Genomic DNA, 23,636 nt, shown 5'->3' on the forward strand with positions numbered 1-23,636 from the left:
GACCGTCACCGACTGTCGCGCCACTGCGCGATCTCCTCGGCATCGACGGTTGACGGGATCAGTGGAGCGGTCGGTCAGGTGGAGCAGGCCGTCGGTACCGGGTGGGTCATGGCGGGCTCCAGGCGTGCCGGGTAGGGGAGCTGGTGGATCCGGGCGGTCCGGTGGTCAGGCCAGGCCCAGCTCGTCGCCCGCGCGCGGGGCGAGGAAGCGTGCGACGTCGGCCTCCGTCACCTCGGCGAGCGTGCGCGGCGACCAGCGCGGGTTGCGGTCCTTGTCGACCACCTGGGCGCGGATGCCCTCGACCAGGTCGTGGCCGTCCAGCGCGGCGCAGGAGACGCGGTACTCCTGGTCCAGTACGGCCTTCAGTGAGGGCAGCGTACGGGCCCGGCGCAGCGCGGCCAGGGTGACCTTGACGGCGGTGGGGGAGTTCCCGAGGACCAGTTCGGCGGCCTCCTTCGCCTCCGGAACACCGGAGTCGAGCAGCCGGTCGACGATCTCCTCGACGGTGTCGGCCGCGTAGCAGGCGTCGATCCACTCGCGCCGGGCGGCGAGCGCGGCGGGCGGCGCGGCCTCGGCGTGCGCGGCGACGGTGGCGGCCGGATCGGCGCTGCGGGCGAGGGCGTCGAGCAACTCCGGCAGGCGCGCGGACGGGACGTAGTGGTCCGCGAAGCCGCACAGCAGGGCGTCGCCGGGGCCCATCGAGGCCGAGGTGAGTCCGAGGTGGGTGCCCAACTCCCCCGGGGCGTGGGCGAGCAGGCGGCTGCCGCCGACGTCCGGGATGAGGCCGATCCGGGTCTCGGGCATCGCGACCGTGGAGCGCTCGGTGACGATCCGCACCGCGCCGTGGGCGGACAGGCCGACGCCGCCGCCCATGGCGATGCCGTCCATCACCGCGAGGTACGGCTTCGGGTAGTCGGCGATCAGCGCGTTCAGCCGGTACTCGTCGCGGAAGAAGGCGCGGGTGCCGGCCCCGCCCGCCTGGGCGTCGTCGTGCATCGCGCGGATGTCCGCGCCCGCGCAGAGGCCCCGCTCGCCGGCGCCGGTCAGCACGACGGCGCGCACCCGGTCATCGGTGGCCCAGTCGTCCAGGGTCGCGCGTAGGGCGGTGATCATGCCCTGGGTCAGCGAGTTGAGCGCCCGCGGGCGGTTCAGCACGATCCGGCCGAGGCCGCCGTCGTTGCCGTCGCCGTTGCCGCCGTCCAGGAAGGTCTGGACCTCCGCCGCCTCTGCGTTCATCGGACCCGCTCCCGTCCGTGGGTGATGTGGACTTCCGCGGTCCACCGTACCGGGGCGGTGGGCTGTTGTGATCACTGTGTCGGTGATCACGCCGCCTGGATGGGGGCGGGTGCGGCGGGGCGTCATGGCCAGGCGCGCAGGGCGAGTTCGGCGGTGCGGGCCAGGTCGGCGGCGGTGGCGCCGTCGCGGGCCTGCTGGGACATGCCCTGGACGACCGCGGCGAAGTAGCCGGCCAGGGCCTGGCTGTAAGGGCGGGGCTGTCGGCAAGGGTGAGCAAACGGATAACAGCTGACAGATGATGAAATCTGTCAGCTGTTATCCGTCATCTGTTCGCTGAAGTCTGAACTCCGTCAGCCGTCAGCCAGGCAGCTGCGGGCGTCAGTCAGCAGCCGCGGGCCTTCAGCCCCGTACCCGCCCCGCGACCTCGCCGAACCCGACCACCGCGCCGTCCGGCCCCGGGGCCGTCGCCGTGATGACGACCTCGTCGCCGTCCTCCAGGAAGGTCCGGGTCGTCCCGTCCGGCAGCTTCAGCGGCTCCTCGCCGTTCCAGGTCAGCTCGATCAGCGCACCGCGGGTGTGCGGCTCCGGACCGCTGACCGTGCCCGAGGCGAACAGGTCGCCCGTGCGCAGCGAGGCGCCGTTGACGGTCATGTGGGCCAGCTGCTGCTGCGCCGTCCAGTACATCGCGGCGAACGGCGGCCGGGAGACCAGGTGCCCGTTCAACCGGACCTCCATCGCCAGGTCCAGGCCCCACGGTTCGTTGCCGCGGTCGTCCAGGTACGGCAGCGGCTCGACGTCGCGCTCCGGCGGCGCGACCCGGGCGTGCTGCAGGGCGTCCAGCGGCACGATCCACGGCGAGACCGAGGTCGCGAAGGACTTGCCGAGGAAGGGGCCGAGCGGCACGTACTCCCAGGCCTGGATGTCGCGCGCCGACCAGTCGTTGAGCAGGCAGACGCCGAACACGTGCTCGCGGAAGTCGTCCAGCGCGACCGGCCGCCCCAGCTGCGACGGCGTGCCGACGACGAAGCCGACCTCGGCCTCGATGTCCAGCCGGCGCGACGGCCCGAAGGTCGGCGCGGCGTCACCGGGCGCCTTGCGCTGCCCGTGCGGACGCACCACCGGCGTGCCGGACACCACCACGGTGCCCGCCCGGCCGTGGTAACCGATCGGCAGGTGCTTCCAGTTGGGGGTGAGCGGCTCCGAGCCCGGGCGGAAGATCCGGCCCAGGTTGGTCGCGTGGTGCTCGGAGGCGTAGAAGTCGACGTAGTCCGCGACCTCGAACGGCAGGTGCAGCTCGACCTGGTCGGCCGGCAGCAGCGCGGGCGCGACCGCCTCGCGGAAGGACTCGTCGGTCAGCCAGCTGGTCAGGTCGGCCCGGACCTGCGTCCAGACCGAACGCCCGGCCGCCATCAGCGGGTTGAGCGAGTCCGCGGCCAGCAGGACGGACGGCGCCCCGGCCGCGCGGGCGGCTGCCCCGGCGTCCAGCACGAAGTCCCCGACCCGCACGCCGATCCGGCGCCGGCCGGGCTGGTCGGCGGCGGTGAAGACGCCGTACGGCAGGTTGTGCACGCCGAACGGCGAGTCCTGGGCGCTGGCGAGCCAGCTGCTGGGGGTGGTGCTCAACGGTCCTCCTGGGGCAGTGGGTCGGGCGACGACAGCAGGCCGAGCGCGGCCAGGTCGCCCAGCGGCTCGGCGATACTGCAGGTGCCGAACGCGGTGAACGAGTTTCGGATCACCGTAACCTGACGGGCGATCAGGTCGCGCACCGCCTTGGCCAGCGCCTCGCCGTCCCGTTCCGCCAGCACCGCCGCCGCTGCCGCCCGGTCGGTCTCCTGCGCGGCCAGCAGCACGTTCAGGAAGCCGTGGTGCTCGAAGCCGGTCTCCGGGTCGGTGTGCCGGACGGCGTTGTGCAGCCCGGCCGTGCACTTGTACGGCAGGCCGCGCTGCGCGCAGCCGGTGAGGAAGGCGGCCAGCTCGTCCTCGCTCGGGAACGCCTCGGCGACCAGGCCGCCGGTGCGGAACTTCGCCCGGTACGGGCTGTCGACCAGCACGTCCAGCACCGCGTCCAGCCCGTCCCCGCGCAGAAGCTCGCGCGGCAGCTCGACGGCGGCCGGCACGTGCGGAGGCAGCAGCCGGTCCAGCTCGGCGACCGCCTCGGCGGCGTCCTTGGTGGCCAGTTCGACGCCGGCCAGCTCGAACGGTGCGGCGGCGGCGAGCGCCGGGGCGAGCTCCGCACTGCCCCCCGGCAGCACGAGTCCGACCCTGAGCGGCGCGGCGCCCGTCTCCTCCGCACCCCCAGCGGTCGGGGCGTCCGCAGCGCCGGAGGTCGGGAGCGCCGCGGCCAACTCGCCCAGCCGACCCGCCCCGCAGAGGAACGGGCCGACCGCCTCGGCGTACCAGGCCGCGCGGTGGACGCGGTGCGCGGGAACCGCCTCGGCGACCGGCAGGTTCCCCGGGGGGAACACCGCCGCGTCGTCGAAGAGCCCGCGGAACAGCTCGGGGATCACCCCCGCGGAGACCGGAGTGCTCATCGCCCGGGCCCCCGACCGGCCCAGGTCCAGGCATAGCCGGCGTCCTCGCTGGCCCGCCCGCCCTCGCCGAGCTCCAGCGGCCGGAAGGTGTCCACCATGACCGCCAGCTCGTCGAAGAACTCCGCGCCGATGCTGCGCTCGTAGGCGCCCGGCTGCGGACCGTGGGTGTGCCCGCCGGGGTGCAGCGAGATCGAGCCCTGGGCGATGCCCGAGCCCTTGCGGGCCGCGTAGTCGCCGCCGCAGTAGAACATGACCTCGTCGCTGTCCACGTTGGCGTGGTAGTACGGCACCGGGATCGACAGCGGGTGGTAGTCCACCTTGCGGGGGACGAAGTTGCAGATCACGAAGTTGTTGCCCTCGAACACCTGGTGGGCCGGCGGCGGCTGGTGGATCCGGCCGGTGATCGGTTCGAAGTCGCTGATGTTGAAGGCGTACGGGTACAGGCAGCCGTCCCAGCCGACCACGTCGAAGGGGTGGTGCGGCACGGTGTAGCGGGTGCCCGAAACCCCGTTCGGGCCACGGTGCTTGACCAGCACGTCGATGTCCCCGGGGGTGTCGACCACGAGCGGCCCGACCGGCCCGCGGAAGTCCCGCTCGCAGTACGGCGCATGCTCCAGCAGCTGCCCGTACTTGGACAGGTAGCGCTTGACCGGGGTGATGTGGCTGTTCGCCTCGATGCAGTAGGCGCGCAGCGGCTCGTCCCCGGACGGCACCCAGCGGTGGGTGGTGGCCCGCGGGATGATCACGTAGTCGCCCTGGCCGACCTCGATCGAGCCGAAGACCGTCTCGACCGTGCCCGAGCCGGACTCCACGTACACGCACTCGTCGCCGAGCCCGTTGCGGTACAGCTCGCTCGGGGCCCCGGCGGCGACGTACGAGATCCGCACGTCGCCGTTGCCGAGGACCAGACGGCGGTTGCTCACGACGTCCGCGGACTTCCACTCGTGGCCCGCGAACAGCTCGTGCAGCTTGAGGTGGCGGGGGAGCAGGGGATGGTTGGGCACCGTGGACTGGTCCGGCAGCTCCCAGGGCACCGCGTTGACCACCGCCGAGGGGATGCCCCGGTGGTAGAGCAGCGACGAGTCGGAGGAGAACCCCTCCTCGCCCATCAACTCCTCGTAGTACAGCCCGCCTTCGGGTGTTCGGTGCTGGGTGTGCCGCTTGGGCGGGATGTTGCCCAGCTGCCGGTAGTACGCCATCTCCGTGCTCCTCCTCGACCGTCCGTCAGGGCCGGCGTCAATCAGGGTTGGCCGACGCTCACAGGTTGCCGCGACGGTCCTGCTCGCGCTCGATGGACTCGAACAGCGCCTTGAAGTTGCCCTTGCCGAAGCCCAGCGAACCGTGGCGCTCGATGAACTCGTAGAAGACGGTGGGGCGGTCGCCGATCGGCTTGGTGAAGATCTGCAGCAGGTAGCCGTCCTCGTCGCGGTCGACCAGGATGCCGCGCTTCTTCAGCTCCTCGATCGGCACCCGGACCTTGCCGATCCGCTCGCGCAGCTCCGGGTCGTCGTAGTACGCGTCCGGGGTGTTGAGGAACTCCACGCCGCGCGACCGCAGCACGTCCACGGTGGTGAGGATGTCGTTGGTGGCGAGCGCCATGTGCTGGCAGCCGGGGCCGGTGTAGAACTCCAGGTACTCGTCGATCTGGGACTTCTTCTTGGCGATGGCCGGCTCGTTGAGCGGGAACTTCACCCGGTGGTTGCCGCTGGCGACGACCTTGGACATCAGGGCGGAGTACTCGGTGGCGATGTCGTCGCCGACGAACTCGGCCATGTTCACGAAGCCCATGACCCGGTTGTAGAACTGGACCCACTCGTCCATCCGGCCCAGCTCGACGTTGCCCACGGCGTGGTCGAGGGCCTGGAACAGGCGCTTGGGCGAGCCCTCCGGGTGGGTGACGCTGCTCTGCGCGGTGACGTAGCCCGGCAGGTACGGGCCGTGGTAGCGGGAACGGTCGATCAGGGTGTGGCGGGTCTCGCCGTAGGTGGCGATGGCCGCGCGGCGCACGGTGCCGTTCTCGTCCGAGACGTCGTTCGGCTCCTCCAGGACGGTGGCGCCGGTCGCGCGGGCGTGTTCGATGCACTTGTCGACGTCCGGGACCTCCAGGGCGAGGTCGACCACACCGTCGCCGTGGCGGCGGTGGTGGTCCAGCAGCGGGCTGTCCGGCCGGACGCCGCCCTTGATCACGAAGCGGCAGGAGCCGGAGCGGAGCACGTAGGCCTTGCGGTCGCGGCGGCCGGTCTCCGGGCCGGAGTAGGCGACCAGCTCCATGCCGAACACGACCTGGTAGAACTGCGCCGTCTGGGTGGCGTTGCCGACCACGAAGACGACCGCGTCCTGGGCGGTGACCGGGAAAGGGTCGGTAGTGGCGTCGTGCTCGACGAGGCCGACGAGGCGGCGCAGCTGGTCGGCGTCGAGACCGGCCTCGCGCTCCTCGGGGGTCAGCTCAAGGGCGTGGGTCTGCGGGGTCATCGCTCGTTCCTCCACTCAGGGCCTCGGCGCTGAGGCTTTTGCTGGATCGCGTGGATCGCGGCCGCACGGCGAACGGGTGGGCGGTGCGGATGGCGCAGAGCTTGCTCCTGTCGGAGTGGTTGGGCAACAGGTCCACTTTTCACTGCTCAATGTGTACAAGCTGATCAGGAAATCCTGTCTTGGGCTGCGCAAAATGCGCTGCTCCGCGGCAGTTGTCGCATGAATTCTGCGCAACCGGCCGCTACGGGCTCTCGGGGGACGCGTCGCCGGACCGTTCGGTGGACGTCCCGGCAGGTGGGAGGTGGTGCAGGAACCAGTCCCCGGCCAGCTCGGCGACCCGGTCGAGCGTTCCCGGCTCCTCGAACAGGTGGCTCGCGTGCGGCACCACCACCAGCTCACTCTCGCAGCGCAGCTGGTCCCGGGCCTGCCGGTTGAGCTCGATCACGACGGTGTCCAGCGCGCCGACCAGTAGCAGCGTCGGGGCGCTCACCCGGCCCAGCACCTCCGGCCCGGCGAGGTCCGGGCGCCCGCCCCGGGAGACCACGGCGCGCACCGCCGGGCCCAGCTCGCCGGCGGTGTGCAAAGCGGCGGCGGCACCGGTGCTGGCGCCGAACAGGCCGAGCGGCAGGCCCCGGGTGGCGGTGAGCCCGCCCAGCTGCCCGGCGACGGCGGTCAGCCGCGAACCCAGCAGGCCGACGTCGAACACCTTGCGCCGGTCCGGCTCCTCGGCCTCGGTCAGCAGGTCGAACAGCAGCGTGCCCAGCCCGGCGCGGTTCAGGTGGCGGGCGACGTACCGGTTGCGCGGGCTGTGCCGCCCGCTACCGCTGCCGTGCGCGAAGACCACGATGCCGTGCGCCCCGCCCGGGACGGTCAGCCGGCCCGCGAGCTGGACCCCGGCGGCGGGCAGCACCAGCTCGCGGTCGACCCGGGCGGGCTCCGGGGGCCGCTCGCCCCAGGCCTGGGCCAGCAGCGCCAGCACCTCCTCGTCGCCGGTCTGCGAGAAGTCGGCGTAGAACTCGCCGATCGCGAAGAACGGGGACGGCGTGTCGACGCAGACCAGCTCGTCGGCGACCTCGGTCAGGCGGTCCGTCCAGTCCGGGGGCGCCACCGGGACGGCCAGCACCACCCGGGCCGCGCCGCGCGCCCGGGCGATCCGGCAGGCGGCCTTGGCGGTGGATCCGGTGGCGATGCCGTCGTCCACCACGATCACGGTGCGCCCGCGTAGGTCAGCGGTCGGACGGTCGCCCCGGTAGGCGCGGGCCCTGCGCTCCAACTCGACGCGCTCGCTGCGCTCCACCGCCGCCAGCTGGTCGTCGGTGACCCCGGCGATCCGGATGACCTGCTCGTTCAGCACCCGCACCCCGTCCTCGCCGATCGCTCCCATGCCCAGCTCGGGCTGGTACGGCACGCCGAGCTTGCGGATCACGCAGATGTCCAGCGGCGCGCCGAGCGCCGCCGCCACCTCGGCGGCCACCGGCACCCCGCCGCGCGGCAGCGCGACCACCACGGTGTCGGGAGCGGCCAGGTGGCCGAGGCGGGCGGCCAGGCGCCGGCCCGCGTCGGTGCGGTCGGTGAAGTGGGTTCCGGTGACGTGCATGACACGGCCTCCAGGTACCACCGTACGCCGATCCGGTAGGCCGCTCGCGGGTGTGTCACGGCGGGGCCGGGACACGGCGGGCGCGGGGCCGGGATCGCGACGGCGTCCAGACGGGAGCCGGAGCGGCAGAACGTGGAGGACGGTCGCGCTGATCACGTCGCACACGGCCCGGAGCACCACCGCCGCGGCCACCGTGCCCGGGTCGGACACCTCCACCCACACGGGCGCGGACGCGGCGTCGGGCAGGATCGGCCGAGCGGCACCGGCCCAACGTGGTGATCACATGGGGCACGGCGACGGCTGAGCCCGCCGGAGGTGATCCGGGGGTGCCGGCCCGCCGACCGGCACCCCCGGGGTCTTACCCGGTGTTCCCTGCTTTACGGCTGCATCTCGTACGCGCCCGAGAGTGCCTCGACCCGCGCCCACACCTTCGCCGCGCGCTCGGCGTCCGCGACCGGGCGGCGCACGTTCGCCAGCGCCCAGGCGGCCTGCTCCTCGGTGGCGGAGGCCTTGCCGTGCAGCTCGGTGGCGTGCGCGGAGAAGTCGCGGACCAGCGCGTCGAAGATCTGGTCCAGCACGTCGGCCGACAGGTCGGTCAACTCGGCCTGCTCCAGCACCAGCTGGCCGTAGACGATCAGGGCGAACAGCTGGCCGATCTCCAGCAGGAAGTCCAGGTCGGCCTGCTGCTCCTTGCCCGGCGCGTGCTTGAGCAGCAACTCGCAGAAGCCGTCGGCCTGCTCGCGGAAGCGGGCGACGTTCGGAAGCTCCGCGTGGCGGTCGTAGGCGGTGCGCCAGTCGTGGAAGCGGATCGCGCCGAGGCCGCGGGCCGGGCCCTGGCGGAACAGGAAGGTGTCGTCGGCGGCGTCCAGACGGGTCGGCACCGGGGCGTAGTCGGCGGGCGCGAACAGGTAGTTGCCCATGAACTTGAGGATCAGTGCCAGGTTGACGTGGACGGTGCCCTCCAGCTTCGGCAGGCCGCGGATGTCCTTGGCGGCCTTGTCGAAGTAGGTGTCCGCCTCGAAGCCCTTGGCCGCGATGACGTCCCACATCAGGTCGATGACCTTCTCGCCCTCGGTGGTGACCTTCATCTTGGTCATCGGGTTGAACAGCAGGTAGCGGCGGTCCTCGGGGGAGGCGGTGCGGAAGTAGTCCACGGCCCGGGCGCTGAACAGCTTCATCGCCACCAGGCGGGCGTAGGCGTCGGTCAACTCCCGTCGCACGTGCGGGAAGTCGGTGACCTTCCGGCCGTACAGCACCCGGTTGTGGGCGTGCGTGACGGCCTCGTACATCGCGTGTTCGCAGATGCCGACCGAGGCGGTGCAGAGGTTGAACTTGCCGACGTTGACGGTGTTCAGCGCGGCGTCGAAGGCGGCCTGGCCGGTGTGCAGCACGTCCTCGGCGCGGACCGGGTAGTCCTCCAGCCGGAACTCGCTGACGTACATCTGGGCGTTCACCACGTTCTTGACCAGGTGGTACGCCTCGTGGCGGCTGTCGGCGGCGAAGAAGACGTAGCCCTCCGGGCCCTCGACGTCCGAGCGGCGGCCGAAGACCGAGACCAGGCCGGCCACGTTGCCGTTCCCGATGTAGTACTTGGGGCCGGTCGCGGTGAAGCCACCCTCGCCGTCCGGGGTGAGGATCATGTCGGTGGAGTAGATGTCGGCGCCGTGGGTGCGCTCGGACAGGCCGAAGGCCATCACGTGGCCCTCGGCGAGGAGCTTGGCGGCGCGGGCCCGGACGGCCTCGTTCTCGCTCTGCCAGACCGGGCCGAGGCCCAGGATGGTGACCTGCCAGGTGTACCAGTAGCCGAGGCCGTAGAAGCCGAGGATCTCGTTCAGCTCGGCGATCCGCGCGGTGTCCCAGCGCTTGTCGGGGTCGGCCGCGGAGGGGGTCAGGAACTCCGCGAACAGGCCTTCCCGGGCGGCGAATTCGAGGAAGTCGGCGTACCAGGCGCGGTCGATGTAGGTGTCGATGAGCGCCTTCTTGCCGCGGGACTCGAACCAGTCGACGGTCGCGCGCAGCAGGCGGCGGGTCGGCTCGTCGAACTGCGCGGGGTCGTAGGTGCGCGGGTTGAAGAGCATCAGGGGCTCCCGGGGGTCGAGGGTGTGAGGGCTCGGCGAACAGGCGTCAGGCGACGGTGCTCGGACGGCGGCTTTCGGCGAACGGAGCTCAGCGAACAGAATTCAGCGAACAGATTTCAGATGACAGATTTCAGACTCTGTCATCCACATCCTGCCCCCGCCCCTCGTCCGCGAGCCGGCGCAGCGTGGCGAGCACGTCGTCCAGCCAGGCGAGGGTCATCCGCTCGTACTCGATGCCGCCGCGCAGCACCACGTGCTGGAGATCCTGCCGGGTGTCGAGCGCGGAGGGATCGGGGAAGTCCCGCTGCTCGCCGTGCAGGTAGCGGGCGAGCAGGGCGGCGTGGCTCTCCCGGTGCCGCTCGACCTCGGAGATCAGTGCGCCCGGGTCGTCGAAGGCGGCGGCGCGGATCTTGACCGCCAGCTCGTGCCGCACGGTCTCCGGCTCGACCGGCTCGCGCAGCCAGCCGGCCAACGCGACCCGTCCGGGCTCGGCGGCCGAGTAGACCTTCTTGTCCGGACGGCCGTCCTGCGCGACCTCCTCCGCCGCGATCCAGCCGTCCGCTTCCATCCGCCGAAGCACCCGGTAGATCTGCTGGTGGGTGGCGGTCCAGAAGCGCCCGATGGAGCGGTCGAAGCGTCGGGCCAGCTCGTAGCCGGAGCCGGGCTGCTCCAGCAGCGAGACGAGGATCGCGTGCTCCAGTGCCATGCCCGCATCCTGCTATGCAACGAGTTGCATAGGCAATGGGACCTCGGAGTGTTGAGACGCAGGTCACCGGCGTGATCAGATGGTTATCGATGATTCCGGACCATCAGGTGCAAAACCATGGATAAGCGCCAGAATGGGTACGGGGCAAGCCCCTTTCATGGTCCGAGCCACAGGAGGTGGTATCGGTGGCAACCCATATGCCGACTGGCATGGAGCACCACCCGGACATCGTTGAACTCCGGGAACACTACGAGCGGGTCACCTCGACCCCCCGCGCCCAGGGTGTGGAAGCCCTGGCAGTACTGGCCGGCCTCTTCCTGGCGGCATCGCCGTGGATCGTCGGTTTCACCGCGTTCAGCACCCTGACCGTGACCTGCCTGATCGTGGGTCTGGCCTACACGGCGCTGATGGCCGGCTACGGATCGGCCTACGAACGGACGCACGCGCGGGCCTGGGCGGCCGCCGCGCTCGGTGTCTGGACGATCCTCTCCCCCTGGGTCATCTCGGGGTCCGTCGCGCGCGGCAAGAACATCACCACCTGCGTCATCGTCGGCGCCGTGATGTTCCTGCTCGGTCTCGCGGCGATCTCGATGGCCACGATCACGGCGAACGGAGCAGCGATGCGGCTCGGCCGTGCCGGCCGCGCCAAGGGCTGATCTTCCCCGCAGCCCGTGTCCGGGGCGCGGAGGGCGCGAGCCCGCCGCGCCTCGGCGCACGTCCGGCTGGGGCTGGGGTGGCTACGGGTGCGTCATCCGCAGCACGTCCAGGGCCCGGTCCAGCTGTTCCTCGGTGAGCTTTCCCTGCTCGACGTAGCCGCGCTCCAGTACCACCTGACGGATCGTCTTCCGCTCGGCCAGTGCCTGTTTGGCGACCTTCGCCGCCTCCTCGTACCCGATGTACCGGTTCAGCGGCGTCACCACCGAGGGCGAGGACTCCGCGTACTCGCGGGCCCGCTCGACGTTGGCGGTGATGCCGTCCACCGTCCGGTCCGCCAGCAGCCGGGCGCTGTTGGCCAGCAGCCGCACCGACTCCAGCACGTTGCGGGCGATCACCGGGAGCATCACGTTCAGCTCGAAGTTGCCGCTCGCGCCGGCCAGCGTCACCGTCGCGTCGTTGCCCACCACCTGGGCGGCGACCATCAATACCACCTCGGGCAGCACCGGGTTCACCTTGCCCGGCATGATGGACGAACCGGGCTGCAGGTCCGGCAGGTTGATCTCGCCGAGGCCGGTGCGCGGGCCGGAGCCCATCCACCGCAGGTCGTTCGCGATCTTCGTGAACCCGACCGCCACCGTGCGCAGCTGGCCGCTCAGCTCGACCAGCGCGTCCCGGGCGCCCTGCGCCTCGAAGTGGTCCCGGGCCTCGGTCAGCGGCAGGTCGGTGGCGCGGGCCACCTCCTCGATGACCGCCGCCGGGAAGCCGGGCGGAGTGTTGATGCCGGTGCCCACCGCCGTTCCACCGAGTGGCAGTTCGGCGACCCGGGGGAGCGTCGCCAGCAGCCGCTCCCGCCCGTGCCGCACCTGCGCCGCGTAGCCGCCGAACTCCTGGCCGAGGGTGACGGGCGTGGCGTCCATCAGGTGCGTGCGGCCCGACTTGACCACCTGGGCGAACTCGGCGGCCTTGCGCTCCAGCGCCTCCGCCAGGTGCTCCAGTGCCGGGATCAGGTCGTGGGTGACGGCGGAGGTCGCGGCGATGTGGATCGAGGACGGGAACACGTCGTTGGACGACTGGCTCGCGTTCACCTGGTCGTTCGGGTGCACCGGCCGCCCGAGCCGCTCGCCGGCCAGGGTGGCGATCACCTCGTTGGCGTTCATGTTGGACGAGGTGCCCGAACCGGTCTGGAAGACGTCCACCGGGAACTGGTCGTCCCAGCGGCCCTCCGCGACCTCCTCGGCCGCCGCCGCGATCGCCCCGGCCGCCTCCTCGTCCAGGACCCCGAGGCGGGCGTTGACCCGGGCCGCGGCCGCCTTGATCCGGGCCAGCGCGGCGATGTGCGCGCGCTCCAGCCGCTGGCCGGACACCGGGAAGTTCTCCACCGCCCGCTGGGTCTGCGCCTGCCACTTCGCGGCGGCCGGCACCCGCACCTCCCCCATCGAGTCGTGCTCGATCCGGTACTCCTGCGGCTTCTCCCGCTCGTCACCCATCGCGCGCTGCACCTCCTGTACGGGCCCGCTCGGCCCGGTCACGGGTCTGCAGATCGGCCGCTCCACCGCTCCACCGCTCCACCGATCCGCGGACCCGCTGATCCGCTGATCCGCTGATTCACCGATCCGCTGATTCACCGATCACGACAGCCCCGCGCGAGCCCCGGGTATTTCCACCCGGGGCCGAATGATCCACCGGTGACGCCGTCACCGCCGGGTCAGCTCGGCGCGGACCAGGTCGCCCGCCGCGGTGCCGGCCCGGGCGACCACCTCACCGTCCGGCGCCCAGACGCCGGAGCCGCCCGAGCTGTCCGGGAACACGCCGGTGAGGCCCGCCGAGGTGGACAGCACGACCCAGACCCCGTGCGCGGTGGAGCGGGCCCGGCAGTGGCCGTCCCGCCGCTCGGCCTGTGCGGCGCCCGGACCGTACAGGGTGGAGGCGATGTAGGCGTCGATGCCGAGGGCGGCGGTCTCCTCGGCGTGCGTCGGATCGGCGGCGTCGGCGCAGACCGCGAGGCCGAGCCGCAGGCCGTCCAGCTCCAGTACGACGGGCTTCTCGCCCGGGGTGAAGCGGTCGGGCTCGCCTTCGCCGTGCAGCCGCATCTTCCGGTAGACCACGGCGGCACCCTCGCCGGTGACCGCCAGGGTGGCGATGGACTCGCGCCCGTCGGCCTCCCTGACCGGCGCGCCGACCAGCGCGAGGGCGCCGGTGGCGGCGCAGGCCTCGACCAGCGGGGCGAGCCGCGGGTCCGCCGGGTCGACGGCGGGGGCGGTCAGGTCGTAACCGGTCAACGACAGCTCGGGGAACACCACCAGGCGGGTCCCGGCCGCCCGGACCGCCTCGGCGTGCCGCTCGACGTTGAAGGACACGGTGTCCGGGCGCCCGGGCTCGTCGCAGACGGGCTGGGCGACGGTGACGGTCAGCGGCGCGGACGAGGGCATGGCAGGGCCTCCGGGCGGGCGAGGGTCGGTGGTCAAGATCAACCTATGCGTCCGCCGAGGAGCGGGGCAACAGCCGGCACCTCCGTGACGGCCGCGGTGGCCGTTCGCCAGGTCGGGCCCCACCCTGGCGTATGACCAGCAGCGCGGAGGCCCTGGCACTGGCGGGGGCGCACCTGTTCGACCCGGGCGGGCGGGCGGCCGATGAAGGACTGGGTCTGCGTGCCGACGCGGCGGGTGACCGGTGGCAGCGCTACGCGGAGGCAGCCCTCGCGGCGCGGCGTTGAGCACCGTCACGGGTGAGGCCCACGGCTGTTCGAGCCGCGATCACTCGAAGGAGTGAGATCATGGCCAGTTCGCTTCAATCGGCCGTACGGCGCTTCGTACGCTCCTGACCGGGGTCGGGCGGACACCGGCCCGCCCCGGATCGCCGCAGCGTCGGCCCGGGGACACCAGCGCAGGGGGCGGGCCCGGATGACCACAGGACACGGTGTGAACGGCGGAGCGGGCGAACGAGTGGGCGGCGAGGGGAACGGCCCGGGCCGCAGCCGGGGGAGCGGCCTGAGCAGACGCCGGCTGCTCGGCGCCTCGGCCGCACTCGGCGGCGCGGCCTGGCTGCTGCGCGGCACCGTCGGCCCGGACAGTGCCGAGGCCGCCACACCCGTACCGCCCGGCCTGCCCGCCGGCACCGAGCTCTACCAGCGGGTCTTCCAGAACTGGTCCGGCGAGATCCGCACTGACCAGCTGTGGACCTGTGCGCCGCGCACCCCCGAGGAGGTCCCGGCGCTCGCCGACTGGGCGCACGCCAACGGCTGGCGGCTGCGCGCCACCGGCTACCGGCACACCTGGGCGCCGCTCACCGTCCCCAACGGGACCCCGGACAGCGCCCGCGTGCTGCTCCTGGACACCAGCCGCCACCTCACCGCCCTCACCGCCGACTCGCCCACCACCGTCCGGGCGCAGACCGGCGCGAGCATGGGGGCGCTGCTCGCCCACCTGGCCGACCGGGGCCTCGGCCTGACGGCCTGCCCGGCACCGGGCGACCTCACCGTCGGCGGCGTGCTCGCCGTCGGAGGCCACGGCACGGCCGCCCCCGCCGCCGGCGAACTGCGGCCGGACGGGCACGGCTACGGCTCGGTCAGCAACCAGGTGGTCCGGCTCACCGCCGTCGTCCTCGACCCGGCCACCGGCCGCTACACCCTGCGCACCTTCGACCGCGCCGAGGCCGACAGCGCCGCCTTCCTGGTGCACCTGGGCCGTGCCTTCCTCACCGAGGTCGTGCTGCGGGTCGGAGCCGACCGGCCGCTGCGCTGCGTCAGCCGACTCGACATTCCGGCCACCGAGTTGTTCGCCCGGCCGGGCAGCGACAGCGGCGGCGGACTGCTCGGGGGAGTGCTCGGCGGACTGCTGGGTAGCGGCGGCCCGCGCACCCTGGCCGACTTCGTCGAGCGCGACGGCCGGGTGGAGGCGATCTGGTTCGCCTACACCGACTACCCGTGGCTCAAGTCCTGGACCGTCACCCCGGCCAAGCCGCTCGCCTCCCGGGCCGTCGACCAGCCCTACAACTACCCGTTCTCGGACAGCATTCCGGAACCGGTCGCCCGGCTGGCCGGCCAGATCGTCAGTGGAGCCTGGGGCTCGGCCCCGCTGTTCGGCCAACTCCAGTACCTCATCGCCAAGGTGGCGCTCACCGGCGACCTCACCGATGTCCTGCTGTCCGGCGGACTGCTGCGCGACCTGCTCACCGGCGACCTGATCACCCACCTGCTCGCCGGCGGCCTGCGCTCCGACCTCTGGGGTCCCTCGCGCACCCTGCTGCAGTACGTCCGGCCCACCACGCTGCGGGTCACCGCCAACGGCTACGCGATTCTGACCAAGCGCGCCGACCTGCAGTGGGTGGTCAGCGAATTCGCCGCCTTCTACCGGCAGTTGCTCGGCGATTACCAGGCCCGGGGCGAGTTCCCGGTGAACGGCGCGGTGGAGATCCGGGTCACCGGCCTGGACGACCCTTCGTCCTCCGGCGTCCCCGGCGCCCGCCCGCCGCTGCTGTCCGCGCTGCGGCCCCGGGCCGACCGGCCGGAGTGGGACACCGCGGTCTGGCTGGACGTGCTCGCCCTCCCCGGCACCCCCGGGCTGGAGCGCTTCGCCCGGGACCTGGAGCAGTGGCTGCTGCGCACCTTCGACGGCACCCGGGCGGGAACGCGCGTCGAGTGGTCCAAGGGCTGGGCCTACACCGCCGACGCGGTCTGGGCCGACCCGGACCTGCTCGGCCGGGTCATCCCCGACAGCCTGCGCGTCGGGGGCGGGCCCGGCTGGGACGAGGCGGTCGCCGTACTGGACCGGCACGACCCGCACCGGGTGTTCGGAAACCCCTTCCTGGACGGGCTGTTGAAGTAGCATGTCGGTCCCTTCGTTCGGCTTGACGAACTGCGGGTGGGGGTTCATCGGCGAGGCAGACCAGGGCGGGGGAGTCCGCCGGGTCCGCCGGGGTCGACGTGGTGGCCGTGCAGGAGGGGGTCCGATGATGCCGCCGTACGCCGTCCTGCTGCTGGCGGTCGGGACGTACGCCTACCGGGTTGCCGGGCCGCTGCTCGGGCACCGGCTCGCGCTCTCGGAGCGGTTGCGGCATCTGCTGGCCGTCGCGGCGGCGGTACTGCTGGTCGCGTTGGTGGCGACCGGTGCACTGACCCAGGGGCACGGCTTCGCGGGGTGGGCGCGCCCGGCGGGCGTGCTGGTCGCGGGGGTGCTCGCCTGGCGTCGGGTGCCGTTCCCGGTGGTGGTCGTCGCGGGCGCGGCCACGGCGCTGCTGCGGCTGTGCGGGGTGGGGTGACGGCGGGCGGCCCGGGGGCCGGCGGGTGTTCGACCAGCATGGCGAGGAACCCGACCGAGGCGCCGCCGTTGACGGTCTCCACCAGCAGCCCGGCGAGCTCCTCCGCCGAGCGGTCCAGTTCCTCCGCGGTCACCTCGTCGACCACGTGCGCCGCACTGGACATGTCGCCTTCGTCACTCGCTCCCGTCCACCCGAGGCCGGGCGGGGTGCGGAATACTCCCCGGTATTCCGCCGAGAGTACAAGGAGCTTCAATGACGAAGCCGACCCGGATCGACCCGTCCGACCTGCTCGCCGTCGGCGACCTCCTCTCCGACGAGGAGCGGCTGATCCGCGACACCGTCCGCAAGTTCGCCGAGGAGCGGATCCGCCCGCACATCGGCGACTGGTTCGAGCGCGGTGTCTTCCCGGCCCGCGAACTCGCCCCCGAACTCGGCGCCCTCGGCGTGCTCGGCATGCACCTCGACGGCTACGGCTGCGCGGGCGCCGACGCCGTGGCCTACGGGGTCGCCTGCATGGAGCTGGAGGCCGCGGACTCCGGGCTGCGCAGCTTCGTCTCCGTCCAGGGCTCGCTGGCGATGCGCTCGATCCACGCCTTCGGCTCAGAGGAGCAGAAGCAGCGCTGGCTGCCCGGGATGGCGGCCGGCGAGCTGATCGGCTGCTTCGGCCTCACCGAGCCGGACTTCGGTTCCGACCCGGCCAGCATGCGCACCCGGGCGGTCCAGAAGGGCGGCAAGGGCGGCGACTGGGTGCTGTCCGGCAGCAAGATGTGGATCACCAACGGCAGCATCGCGGACGTGGCCGTGGTCTGGGCGCAGACCGAGGAGGGGGTGCGCGGCTTCCTGGTCGAGCGCGGCACCCGCGGTCTGACCGCCACCGACGTGCACGGCAAGCTCTCGCTGCGCGCCTCGGTCACCAGCGAGCTCGCCTTCGACGAGGTGGTGCTGCCCGCCGACGCCGTGCTGCCCGGGGTCACCGGCCTGCGTGGACCGCTCTCCTCCCTCAACGAGGCCCGCTACGGCATCCTCTGGGGCACCGTCGGCGCCGCCCGCGACTGCTACACGGCCGCCCTGGACTACGCCACGAGCCGGATCCAGTTCGACCGCCCGATCGCCGGCTTCCAGCTCACCCAGCAGAAGCTGGTCGAGATGATGCTGGAGGTCGAGAAGGCCTACCTGGTGGCGCTGCGGATCGGCCGGCTCAAGGAGGAGGGCGCGGCCCGCGCGCCGCACATCAGCTTCGGCAAGCTGAACAACGTCCGCACCGCGCTGGAGATCGCCCGCAGCGCCCGGACCGTACTCGGTGCCAACGGCATCACCACCGAGTACCCGGTGCTGCGGCACGCCAACAACCTGGAGTCGGTGCTCACCTACGAGGGCACCAGCGAGATCCACACCCTGGTCCTCGGCGAGGCCATCACCGGCGAGTCCGCCTACCGCTGACGGCCCGTCCACGCCGGTCGACAGCTGACCGGCGACTTACCGACACCTTGCGGACACCTGTCGTTCGACGCGGCGACGCCGAGCGGTACGGCGGGCGGTGAAGCATGGCGCGGTCGGCGGTGCCCTCGGCGGGCGCGGCCGGGTGCGCACGACCGAAAGGAAGCCCCAGCATGTCCGCAGCTCAGTGGCCCCGCCCCCGGGTGCTCGTCGTCGGGATCGACGGAGTACGCCACGACTACCTGGCCGAGGTGCCGATGCCACGCCTCCAGGAGGTCGCCGACGCCGGGTTCCTGGTGCCGGTCACCGTCGCGGACAGCACGCCCACGATGTCCGGCCCCTGCTGGGCCACCATCGTGACCGGCGTCGAGCCCGCCAAGCACGGCGTCTGGGGCAACCACCTGGGCGGCAACCGGCTCGACGTCTTCCCCGACTTCGCCACCCGCCTCAACCGCGGCGACCGCCGCCGCACGTTCGTCGCGGCCGGCTGGGACCCACTGATGATCAACGAGTCCGGCGGCCCGCTGTTCCGCGCCCCCGGCCGGCTCTCCTACACAGCCCCGGCCGAGGACACCCCCGAGGCCTGGGAGACCGTCGACGAGGAGGTCACCCGGGAGGCCGTCCACGTCCTCTCCACCGCCGACCCCGAGGCCTCCTTCGTCTACCTCGGCGCCGTCGACGAGACCGCCCACTTCCTCGGCTGCGGCGAGGAGTACCGCGCCTCGATGCGCACCGCCGACGAGCGGCTCGGCCGCCTGCTCGACGCCGTCCGCGGTCGGGCGACCTACGCCGAGGAGCAGTGGACCGTCATCGTCGTCACCGACCACGGGCACGTCGACGCCGGCGGCCATGGCGGGCGCACGGTCGAGGAGCGGACCGCCTGGGTCGCCTGCGCCGGGCACGACATCCCGGCTGGCCCGCCCACCGGCGAGATCCGCCACCCCGACGTCGCCGCCCAGGTGTACGCCTCCCTGCTGCGCCCCATCGACCCGCACTGGACCCTCGACGGGCGCCCCTTCCCGGTCGCCCGACCGGTGCCCGCGACGGTCTGACCCACCCTGCCCGGCGCCGTTCGGCGGACCCGTTCGGGGCGGTCCGTGCCCCGGGTGCAGCAGGAGGGGCTGCGGCGGTCCCGCGCTTCAGGCAGGCTCGATCGGGGCCCGAACGGCACGTACTCGGGGATCGGGCCGCCGGACATACGCCTGAAGGTGGAGACGGCACCCCGTGGGTTGGATGCAAGACCGCGACCTCGTGGTGACGATCCGGAGGGTCGGCCCGGGCCACGATAGGTAGACCCGGGCGGCGGACCACTCCGCCGGACGGTCCGGACCGACCGGAAACGGTCACACCGGCAACCGGCACATCGGCAACCGACACATCGGCACCGGACACGGAGAGGGCAGTTGGGCATGAAGGGCATCGTGAGCAAGGTCGCGCTGGGAGTCGCGGGCACCGGCATGGCCGTCGCCGTGGCCGCCGTGGCAATCGGCCCGCGGGTGTCCGAGTGGTGGGACGGGCGCCACCAGGAGCAGGCCTCGTACGAGAGCGGGTCCCAGGCCAAGGCCGACCGCCGATCGATGCCCGCCTGGCTGCCCGACAACGCCTCCTCGGTGAAGTACCTGATGTCCACCACAGGCGACGACCGCCTGCTGCGCGCCACCCTCCCCGAGGGCCGGCTGCCCTCCGGCTGCACCGCCGGGCTGCCGGGCAAGGGCCCGCACCCGGTGCCGGTCTCGCTCAAGGCCCGCTGGTTCCCGGAGAGCATCGCGACCAAGGCGAGCGGCACCTGCGGGCACTACAATGTGACGCTCACCGGCAACCAGCTCTACGCGTGGCAGGACGGCGCGGCGATGCAGGCGGCCCGTCGGGCCGAGCACGTCGCCAAGCACTGAGGGTGCTGACCGGGCGCTGATCCCGGATCAGCCGTCCTGACCAGGGAGTGGAACGGCCCGCCGGGCACCGGAGGGTGGCCGGCGGGCCGTCGTCGTGCGCGTGCCGTGAGCCGTGCGGCGTGCTGTGATCGGCCAGTGGGCGGATCCGCCCGGCCGCACCCCTGCTGTCGTTCCCCCGCTGGGCTGCGCCGGGACGGATCGTGAACGAACCCACGTCACCGCGTCCGTTAGGAGAGCCATGCCCGGCCCGACCGTCGGCCCCGCCGACGACACGTCGACCGCTCCCGCACCCGCAGCAGACACCGTGTCCGGCATCGGCCGAGCCGGTGCCGGCCGGGCGGTGATCGCGGTCCTCGGCGGTCTCACCGCACTCGGACCGCTCACCACCGACCTCTACCTGCCCGGTCTGCCCGCGATCGCCGAGGACCTGACGGCCGAACCGGCGGCCGTCCAGCTCACCCTCACCTTCTCGATGTTCGGGGTCGCGGCCGGACAGCTGCTCTTCGGACCGCTCAGCGACCGCTTCGGGCGCCGCCCGCCGCTGCTCGTCGGCCTGCTCGTCTACACCGTGTCCAGTGTGGTGTGCGTGCTCGCGCCCAACCTGTCGGTGCTGATCGCCGCCCGCTTCGTCCAGGGCGCGGCCGGGTCGGCGGGGCTGGTCATCGGGCGAGCCGTCGCCAGGGACCGCTTCCAGGGCGTCGCGATGCTGCGCTTCCTCGCCTCGATCGCGCTGATATCCGGGCTGGCGCCGATCCTCGCCCCGATCATCGGCGCCCAGCTGATGCGGTTCACCTCCTGGCGCGGCACCTTCGGCGCGCTGACCGCGCTCGGACTGCTGCTCACCCTGGCCGCGTTCGGCGCGCTGCGCGAGACGCTGCCGCCACAGGCCCGGGACGGCGGCGGGGTGGGCGCGGCGCTGCGCACCATCGGGCGGCTGCTTCGCCATCGTCCCTTCCTGGGACTGGCGTTGACCAGCTCGCTGTCCTTCGGCGCGCTGTTCGGTTACATCAGCGGGTCGTCGACGGTGCTGCAGCACGTGTACCAGGTCTCGCCGCAGACCTACAGCCTGCTGTTCGGGCTGAACTCGCTCTCGATCGTGGTGATGACCCAGTTGAACGGGCGGGTGCTGGCCCCGCGCTTCACGGTGCGGGCGCTGATGCTGGGCGGGCTCGTGACGGCGGTCGCGGCCGGGATGGCGCTGGTGCTGCTGACGACGGTGTGGGACTTCGGGCTGGCCGGGTTCTGCCCGCCGCTGTTCGTGCTGATGGGCAGCCTCGGGGTGGTCCTGCCGAACACGGCGGCGCAGGCGTTGGGAATGGTCGAGCCGCAGGTGGCGGGGACGGCCTCGGCGCTGCTGGGCACCGGCAACTTCCTGTGCGGCGCGCTGGTCGCGCCGCTGAGCAGCCTCGGCGGACGGCCGTCGGCGGTGCTGCTGGCGGTGATGGTGCTGGGGTGCGGGGTGCTGGCGACGGTCGCGTACGTGACGATATGCCGGCCGGGGCGGCTGCGGGCCGCGGCGGGGTGACCTCGGCGGGCGGGTGACAGCTGACGGCGGGTGACAACTGTCGGCGAACAGATGACGGCTGACAGATTTCAACATCTGTCAGCCGTCATCTGTTACAAGTCGGCCGTCGGCCGTCGGCCGCTGGGCGATCGAGAAGTCGTCCCCGTAGACATTGCCCTGCCCGTACCAGCCGTGCAGGTACACCGTCACGGTGCCCGAGGAACTGGTCGTGAACGGCACGGACAGCTTGGTCCAGCCCGAGGAGTTGGTCCAGGTACTGGCGATGGCACCGCCGCTGACCCCGACGTAGGCGTAGTTGCCCTGTACCCACCCGCTCAGCGTGTAGCTGGTGTTGGGCTGCAACGTCACGGTCTGCGAGCACTCGCCGGTCTGGCTCGCGCCGGGCGCGGCCTGCAGCGCGTAGGAGCCGGAGTGGACCGGGGCGGAGACCCCTCCGCCGCCGCTCTGGCAGGTCCACGGGGCCAGGCTTACGGTCTCCAGGTCGCCGTTGACCAGGCCGGTCGACGGCGCCGTGCCGGTGACGGTCAGCGAGTAGGTCGCGGTGTGGGTGCCGGAGGGCGCGGTGGAGGTCACGGTCAGCAGGTAGGTGCCCGCAGCGGCGGCCGAGGTGGTGGCGACGTTGAGCGTCGCGCTGCCGCCTGCGGTGACGCTGCCGGGGGTGACGGTGGCGGTGACGCCCGTCGGGGCGCCGCTCACCGACAGGCTGATGCTCTGCGCCGAACCCGCCCTCACCGCCGTCGAGATGGCCGCTGAGGTGGACGAACCGGCGGTGATCGTGGCCGAGTTGGGGTTCACCGCCACCGAGAAGTCGTTGGTCGCCGTTGAACCACTGGTGAACGGCGCGAAGGCGTGGGAGAAGTCCCAGGTGTTCTGGTTGATGCCGGAGCAGGAGTCGTCCCCGCGCTTGCCCGGGCAGCCGCCGTTGTCGCGTTGGAGTGCCCAGAAGGACAGCGTGTTGATGCCCTTCGACACCGCCCAGTTGTAGACGGTGGTGGCGTTCGCCACCGTGAAGGTCTCGGCCGCGCCGTAGTCGTCGATGCCGACCATCTCGGTGATCCCGATCGAACCCCACAGCTGCGCCGGCATCTTGGGCGGGTAGAGCTTGGCCAACTGGTTGTACAGGCCCTGCGCGGGGGTCTGGGTGTCAGCAGCCATGTCGTGGGTGGCGCCGTCGTAGTAGTCGAAGGTCATCATGTTGACGACGTCGATCCGCGCGTTGTTGCCGACCGCGTTCTTCAGCACCGCGAGGCCGCTGGCGGCCAGTCCGCTGGTGGTGGTCGGCAGGGTGTAGGAGAACTGGACGTTGCGCCCGTTGGCGGCGGCCCAGTCCTGCACGGTCTTGATGGCCTTGTTGCGGCGGTCGATCCCGGCCGTGTTGGTCAGTGAGTTGTCCTCGGTGTCGAGGTCGATCCGGCTGATGTCGTAGGTGGTGATCAGGTCCTCGTAGGCGGCCGCGATCTGGTTGACGTCGGTGCAGCTGTCGGCCAGCTCGGTGCCGGTGTTGTCGGCGGTGTAGCCGCCGAAGGAGGGGATCACGTCCCCGCCGTCGGCTCGGATGGTGGCGATGTCGGCGCCGAAGGTCGAGGAGGAGACCGGCTTGGAGGTGTCGCCGTTCCAGTACGGGGTGCAGGAGCCCTTGGCGGCGGCCTGCAGGAAAGCCATCGTCAGGTACTTGGCGCCGGACTGCGCGGCCAGGGTGGCGGGACTCTGGCCCGTCCAGGACTCGAAGTAGGGGGCGAACACCCGGCTGGGCAGCGGGGCCGCGGCCTGGGCGGTGCCCGTTCCGGCGGCGACCAGACCGGCCGAGGCGGCCAGTGTGGCGCAGGCCGTCAGCGCGGCCTGTACGGTTCTGCGAAGACGCATGGATTCTCCAACAGACTTGGTGGGGCAGGACGTTGGGGAGTTCGAGCGGGCCGTGGCGTCGGCGGCCGTGTGGGGTCGGCCGTGCGGGCCCTGGTCCGGGGCGTTCGAGACGGACGCGAGGGCGTGCGGAACCCGCTGACTCGCGTGGAGGCGGGCGACGGTGCGAACGTGCGCACGCCGTACGGAGCGGGGGTGGAGCGGAACAGGGCAGGACGGTGCCTCAGTCGCCGGTGGTCACACCCCCACAGTGCATCCCGGTCGGATCGACATGCTTATGTTTGGACTAGACCACTAGGAGCGTGTCTCAGTAACAGGCAACCCACCTGCGTCTCGTGATCATTCGTGCGGGATGATCCCGGTGTGCATGGCGAGGATGGGCTGTTCGA

At 72.2% G+C, this 23,636-nt stretch carries 19 protein-coding genes and 1 pseudogene; 8 read left to right on the forward strand and 12 right to left on the reverse strand.

Annotated elements, in window-relative coordinates:
* Positions 1-165: 165 nt before the first annotated feature.
* The 9 genes and pseudogenes from ACWC9T_RS26040 to ACWC9T_RS26080 form a co-directional block, all read right to left on the reverse strand.
* Positions 166-1,236, reverse strand: coding sequence for an enoyl-CoA hydratase/isomerase family protein (locus ACWC9T_RS26040; protein WP_449823465.1), 1,071 nt, complete (start codon positions 1,234-1,236; stop codon positions 166-168).
* Positions 1,237-1,358: 122 nt separating this feature from the next.
* A pseudogene (locus tag ACWC9T_RS26045) lies at positions 1,359-1,478 on the reverse strand (TetR/AcrR family transcriptional regulator); the annotation flags it as partial.
* Positions 1,479-1,635: 157 nt separating this feature from the next.
* Positions 1,636-2,859 carry a fumarylacetoacetase gene (gene fahA, locus ACWC9T_RS26050; protein ID WP_449823466.1) on the reverse strand — a complete coding sequence of 408 codons (1,224 nt, stop codon included), beginning with the start codon at positions 2,857-2,859 and terminating at the stop codon, positions 1,636-1,638.
* Positions 2,856-3,767 (reverse strand): hypothetical protein, encoded by a 912-nt coding sequence (locus tag ACWC9T_RS26055; RefSeq protein ID WP_449823467.1) that lies wholly within the window; start codon positions 3,765-3,767, stop codon positions 2,856-2,858. The genes fahA and ACWC9T_RS26055 overlap by 4 nt, the downstream gene beginning before the upstream one ends.
* Positions 3,764-4,966 carry a cupin domain-containing protein gene (locus ACWC9T_RS26060; protein ID WP_449823468.1) on the reverse strand — a complete coding sequence of 401 codons (1,203 nt, stop codon included), beginning with the start codon at positions 4,964-4,966 and terminating at the stop codon, positions 3,764-3,766. Before ACWC9T_RS26060 ends, ACWC9T_RS26055 begins: the two co-directional genes overlap by 4 nt.
* A gap of 58 nt (positions 4,967-5,024) precedes the next feature.
* Positions 5,025-6,239 (reverse strand): 4-hydroxyphenylpyruvate dioxygenase, encoded by a 1,215-nt coding sequence (gene hppD, locus ACWC9T_RS26065; protein ID WP_449823469.1) that lies wholly within the window; start codon positions 6,237-6,239, stop codon positions 5,025-5,027.
* Between the two features lie 241 nt (positions 6,240-6,480).
* Positions 6,481-7,836, reverse strand: coding sequence for a phosphoribosyltransferase family protein (locus tag ACWC9T_RS26070; RefSeq protein WP_449823470.1), 1,356 nt, complete (start codon positions 7,834-7,836; stop codon positions 6,481-6,483).
* Positions 7,837-8,213: 377 nt separating this feature from the next.
* Complete coding sequence (locus ACWC9T_RS26075) at positions 8,214-9,914, reverse strand: acyl-CoA dehydrogenase family protein (protein WP_449823471.1); 1,701 nt, start codon at positions 9,912-9,914, stop codon at positions 8,214-8,216.
* 130 nt (positions 9,915-10,044) lie between these two features.
* The gene (locus tag ACWC9T_RS26080; RefSeq protein ID WP_449823472.1) at positions 10,045-10,620 is read right to left on the reverse strand and encodes a PadR family transcriptional regulator; all 576 of its coding nucleotides are present in this window, start codon (positions 10,618-10,620) and stop codon (positions 10,045-10,047) included.
* A 209-nt stretch (positions 10,621-10,829) separates the two neighbouring features.
* Between ACWC9T_RS26080 and ACWC9T_RS26085 the strand changes: the two genes are divergently transcribed.
* A complete protein-coding gene (locus ACWC9T_RS26085) occupies positions 10,830-11,276 on the forward strand; it encodes an SPW repeat protein (RefSeq protein ID WP_449823473.1) in 447 nt (148 codons plus the stop codon).
* A gap of 81 nt (positions 11,277-11,357) precedes the next feature.
* Here the strand turns inward: ACWC9T_RS26085 and ACWC9T_RS26090 are convergent, their stop codons facing one another.
* Positions 11,358-12,764 (reverse strand): class II fumarate hydratase, encoded by a 1,407-nt coding sequence (locus ACWC9T_RS26090; protein WP_449823474.1) that lies wholly within the window; start codon positions 12,762-12,764, stop codon positions 11,358-11,360.
* Positions 12,765-12,971: 207 nt separating this feature from the next.
* Positions 12,972-13,706, reverse strand: a complete 735-nt coding sequence (locus tag ACWC9T_RS26095; RefSeq protein ID WP_449823475.1) for a carbon-nitrogen hydrolase family protein — start codon at positions 13,704-13,706, stop codon at positions 12,972-12,974.
* A 131-nt stretch (positions 13,707-13,837) separates the two neighbouring features.
* Here ACWC9T_RS26095 and ACWC9T_RS26100 point away from each other — a divergent pair, with 131 nt between their 5' ends.
* From ACWC9T_RS26100 to ACWC9T_RS26130, 7 genes are all read left to right on the forward strand, one after another.
* Positions 13,838-13,990, forward strand: coding sequence for a hypothetical protein (locus ACWC9T_RS26100; protein ID WP_449823476.1), 153 nt, complete (start codon positions 13,838-13,840; stop codon positions 13,988-13,990).
* A gap of 187 nt (positions 13,991-14,177) precedes the next feature.
* On the forward strand, positions 14,178-16,100 hold the full coding sequence (locus tag ACWC9T_RS26105; protein WP_449823477.1) for a cholesterol oxidase substrate-binding domain-containing protein: 1,923 nt from the start codon (positions 14,178-14,180) through the stop codon (positions 16,098-16,100).
* 127 nt (positions 16,101-16,227) lie between these two features.
* Entirely contained in the window at positions 16,228-16,533 is a 306-nt protein-coding gene (locus ACWC9T_RS26110; RefSeq protein ID WP_449823484.1) for an AzlD domain-containing protein, read from the forward strand.
* 252 nt (positions 16,534-16,785) lie between these two features.
* Positions 16,786-17,973, forward strand: coding sequence for an acyl-CoA dehydrogenase family protein (locus ACWC9T_RS26115; RefSeq protein ID WP_449823478.1), 1,188 nt, complete (start codon positions 16,786-16,788; stop codon positions 17,971-17,973).
* Positions 17,974-18,143: 170 nt separating this feature from the next.
* Complete coding sequence (locus ACWC9T_RS26120) at positions 18,144-19,022, forward strand: alkaline phosphatase family protein (protein WP_449823479.1); 879 nt, start codon at positions 18,144-18,146, stop codon at positions 19,020-19,022.
* Positions 19,023-19,379: 357 nt separating this feature from the next.
* On the forward strand, positions 19,380-19,862 hold the full coding sequence (locus ACWC9T_RS26125) for a hypothetical protein (RefSeq protein ID WP_449823480.1): 483 nt from the start codon (positions 19,380-19,382) through the stop codon (positions 19,860-19,862).
* 238 nt (positions 19,863-20,100) lie between these two features.
* Positions 20,101-21,387 carry a multidrug effflux MFS transporter gene (locus ACWC9T_RS26130; RefSeq protein WP_449823481.1) on the forward strand — a complete coding sequence of 429 codons (1,287 nt, stop codon included), beginning with the start codon at positions 20,101-20,103 and terminating at the stop codon, positions 21,385-21,387.
* 78 nt (positions 21,388-21,465) lie between these two features.
* Here the strand turns inward: ACWC9T_RS26130 and ACWC9T_RS26135 are convergent, their stop codons facing one another.
* Positions 21,466-23,250: a glycosyl hydrolase family 18 protein gene (locus ACWC9T_RS26135; RefSeq protein ID WP_449823482.1), complete on the reverse strand. Its 1,785-nt coding sequence runs from the start codon at positions 23,248-23,250 to the stop codon at positions 21,466-21,468.
* Between the last annotated feature and the right edge of the window lie 386 nt (positions 23,251-23,636).

The sequence above is a fragment of the Kitasatospora sp. NPDC001159 genome (assembly GCF_053598235.1).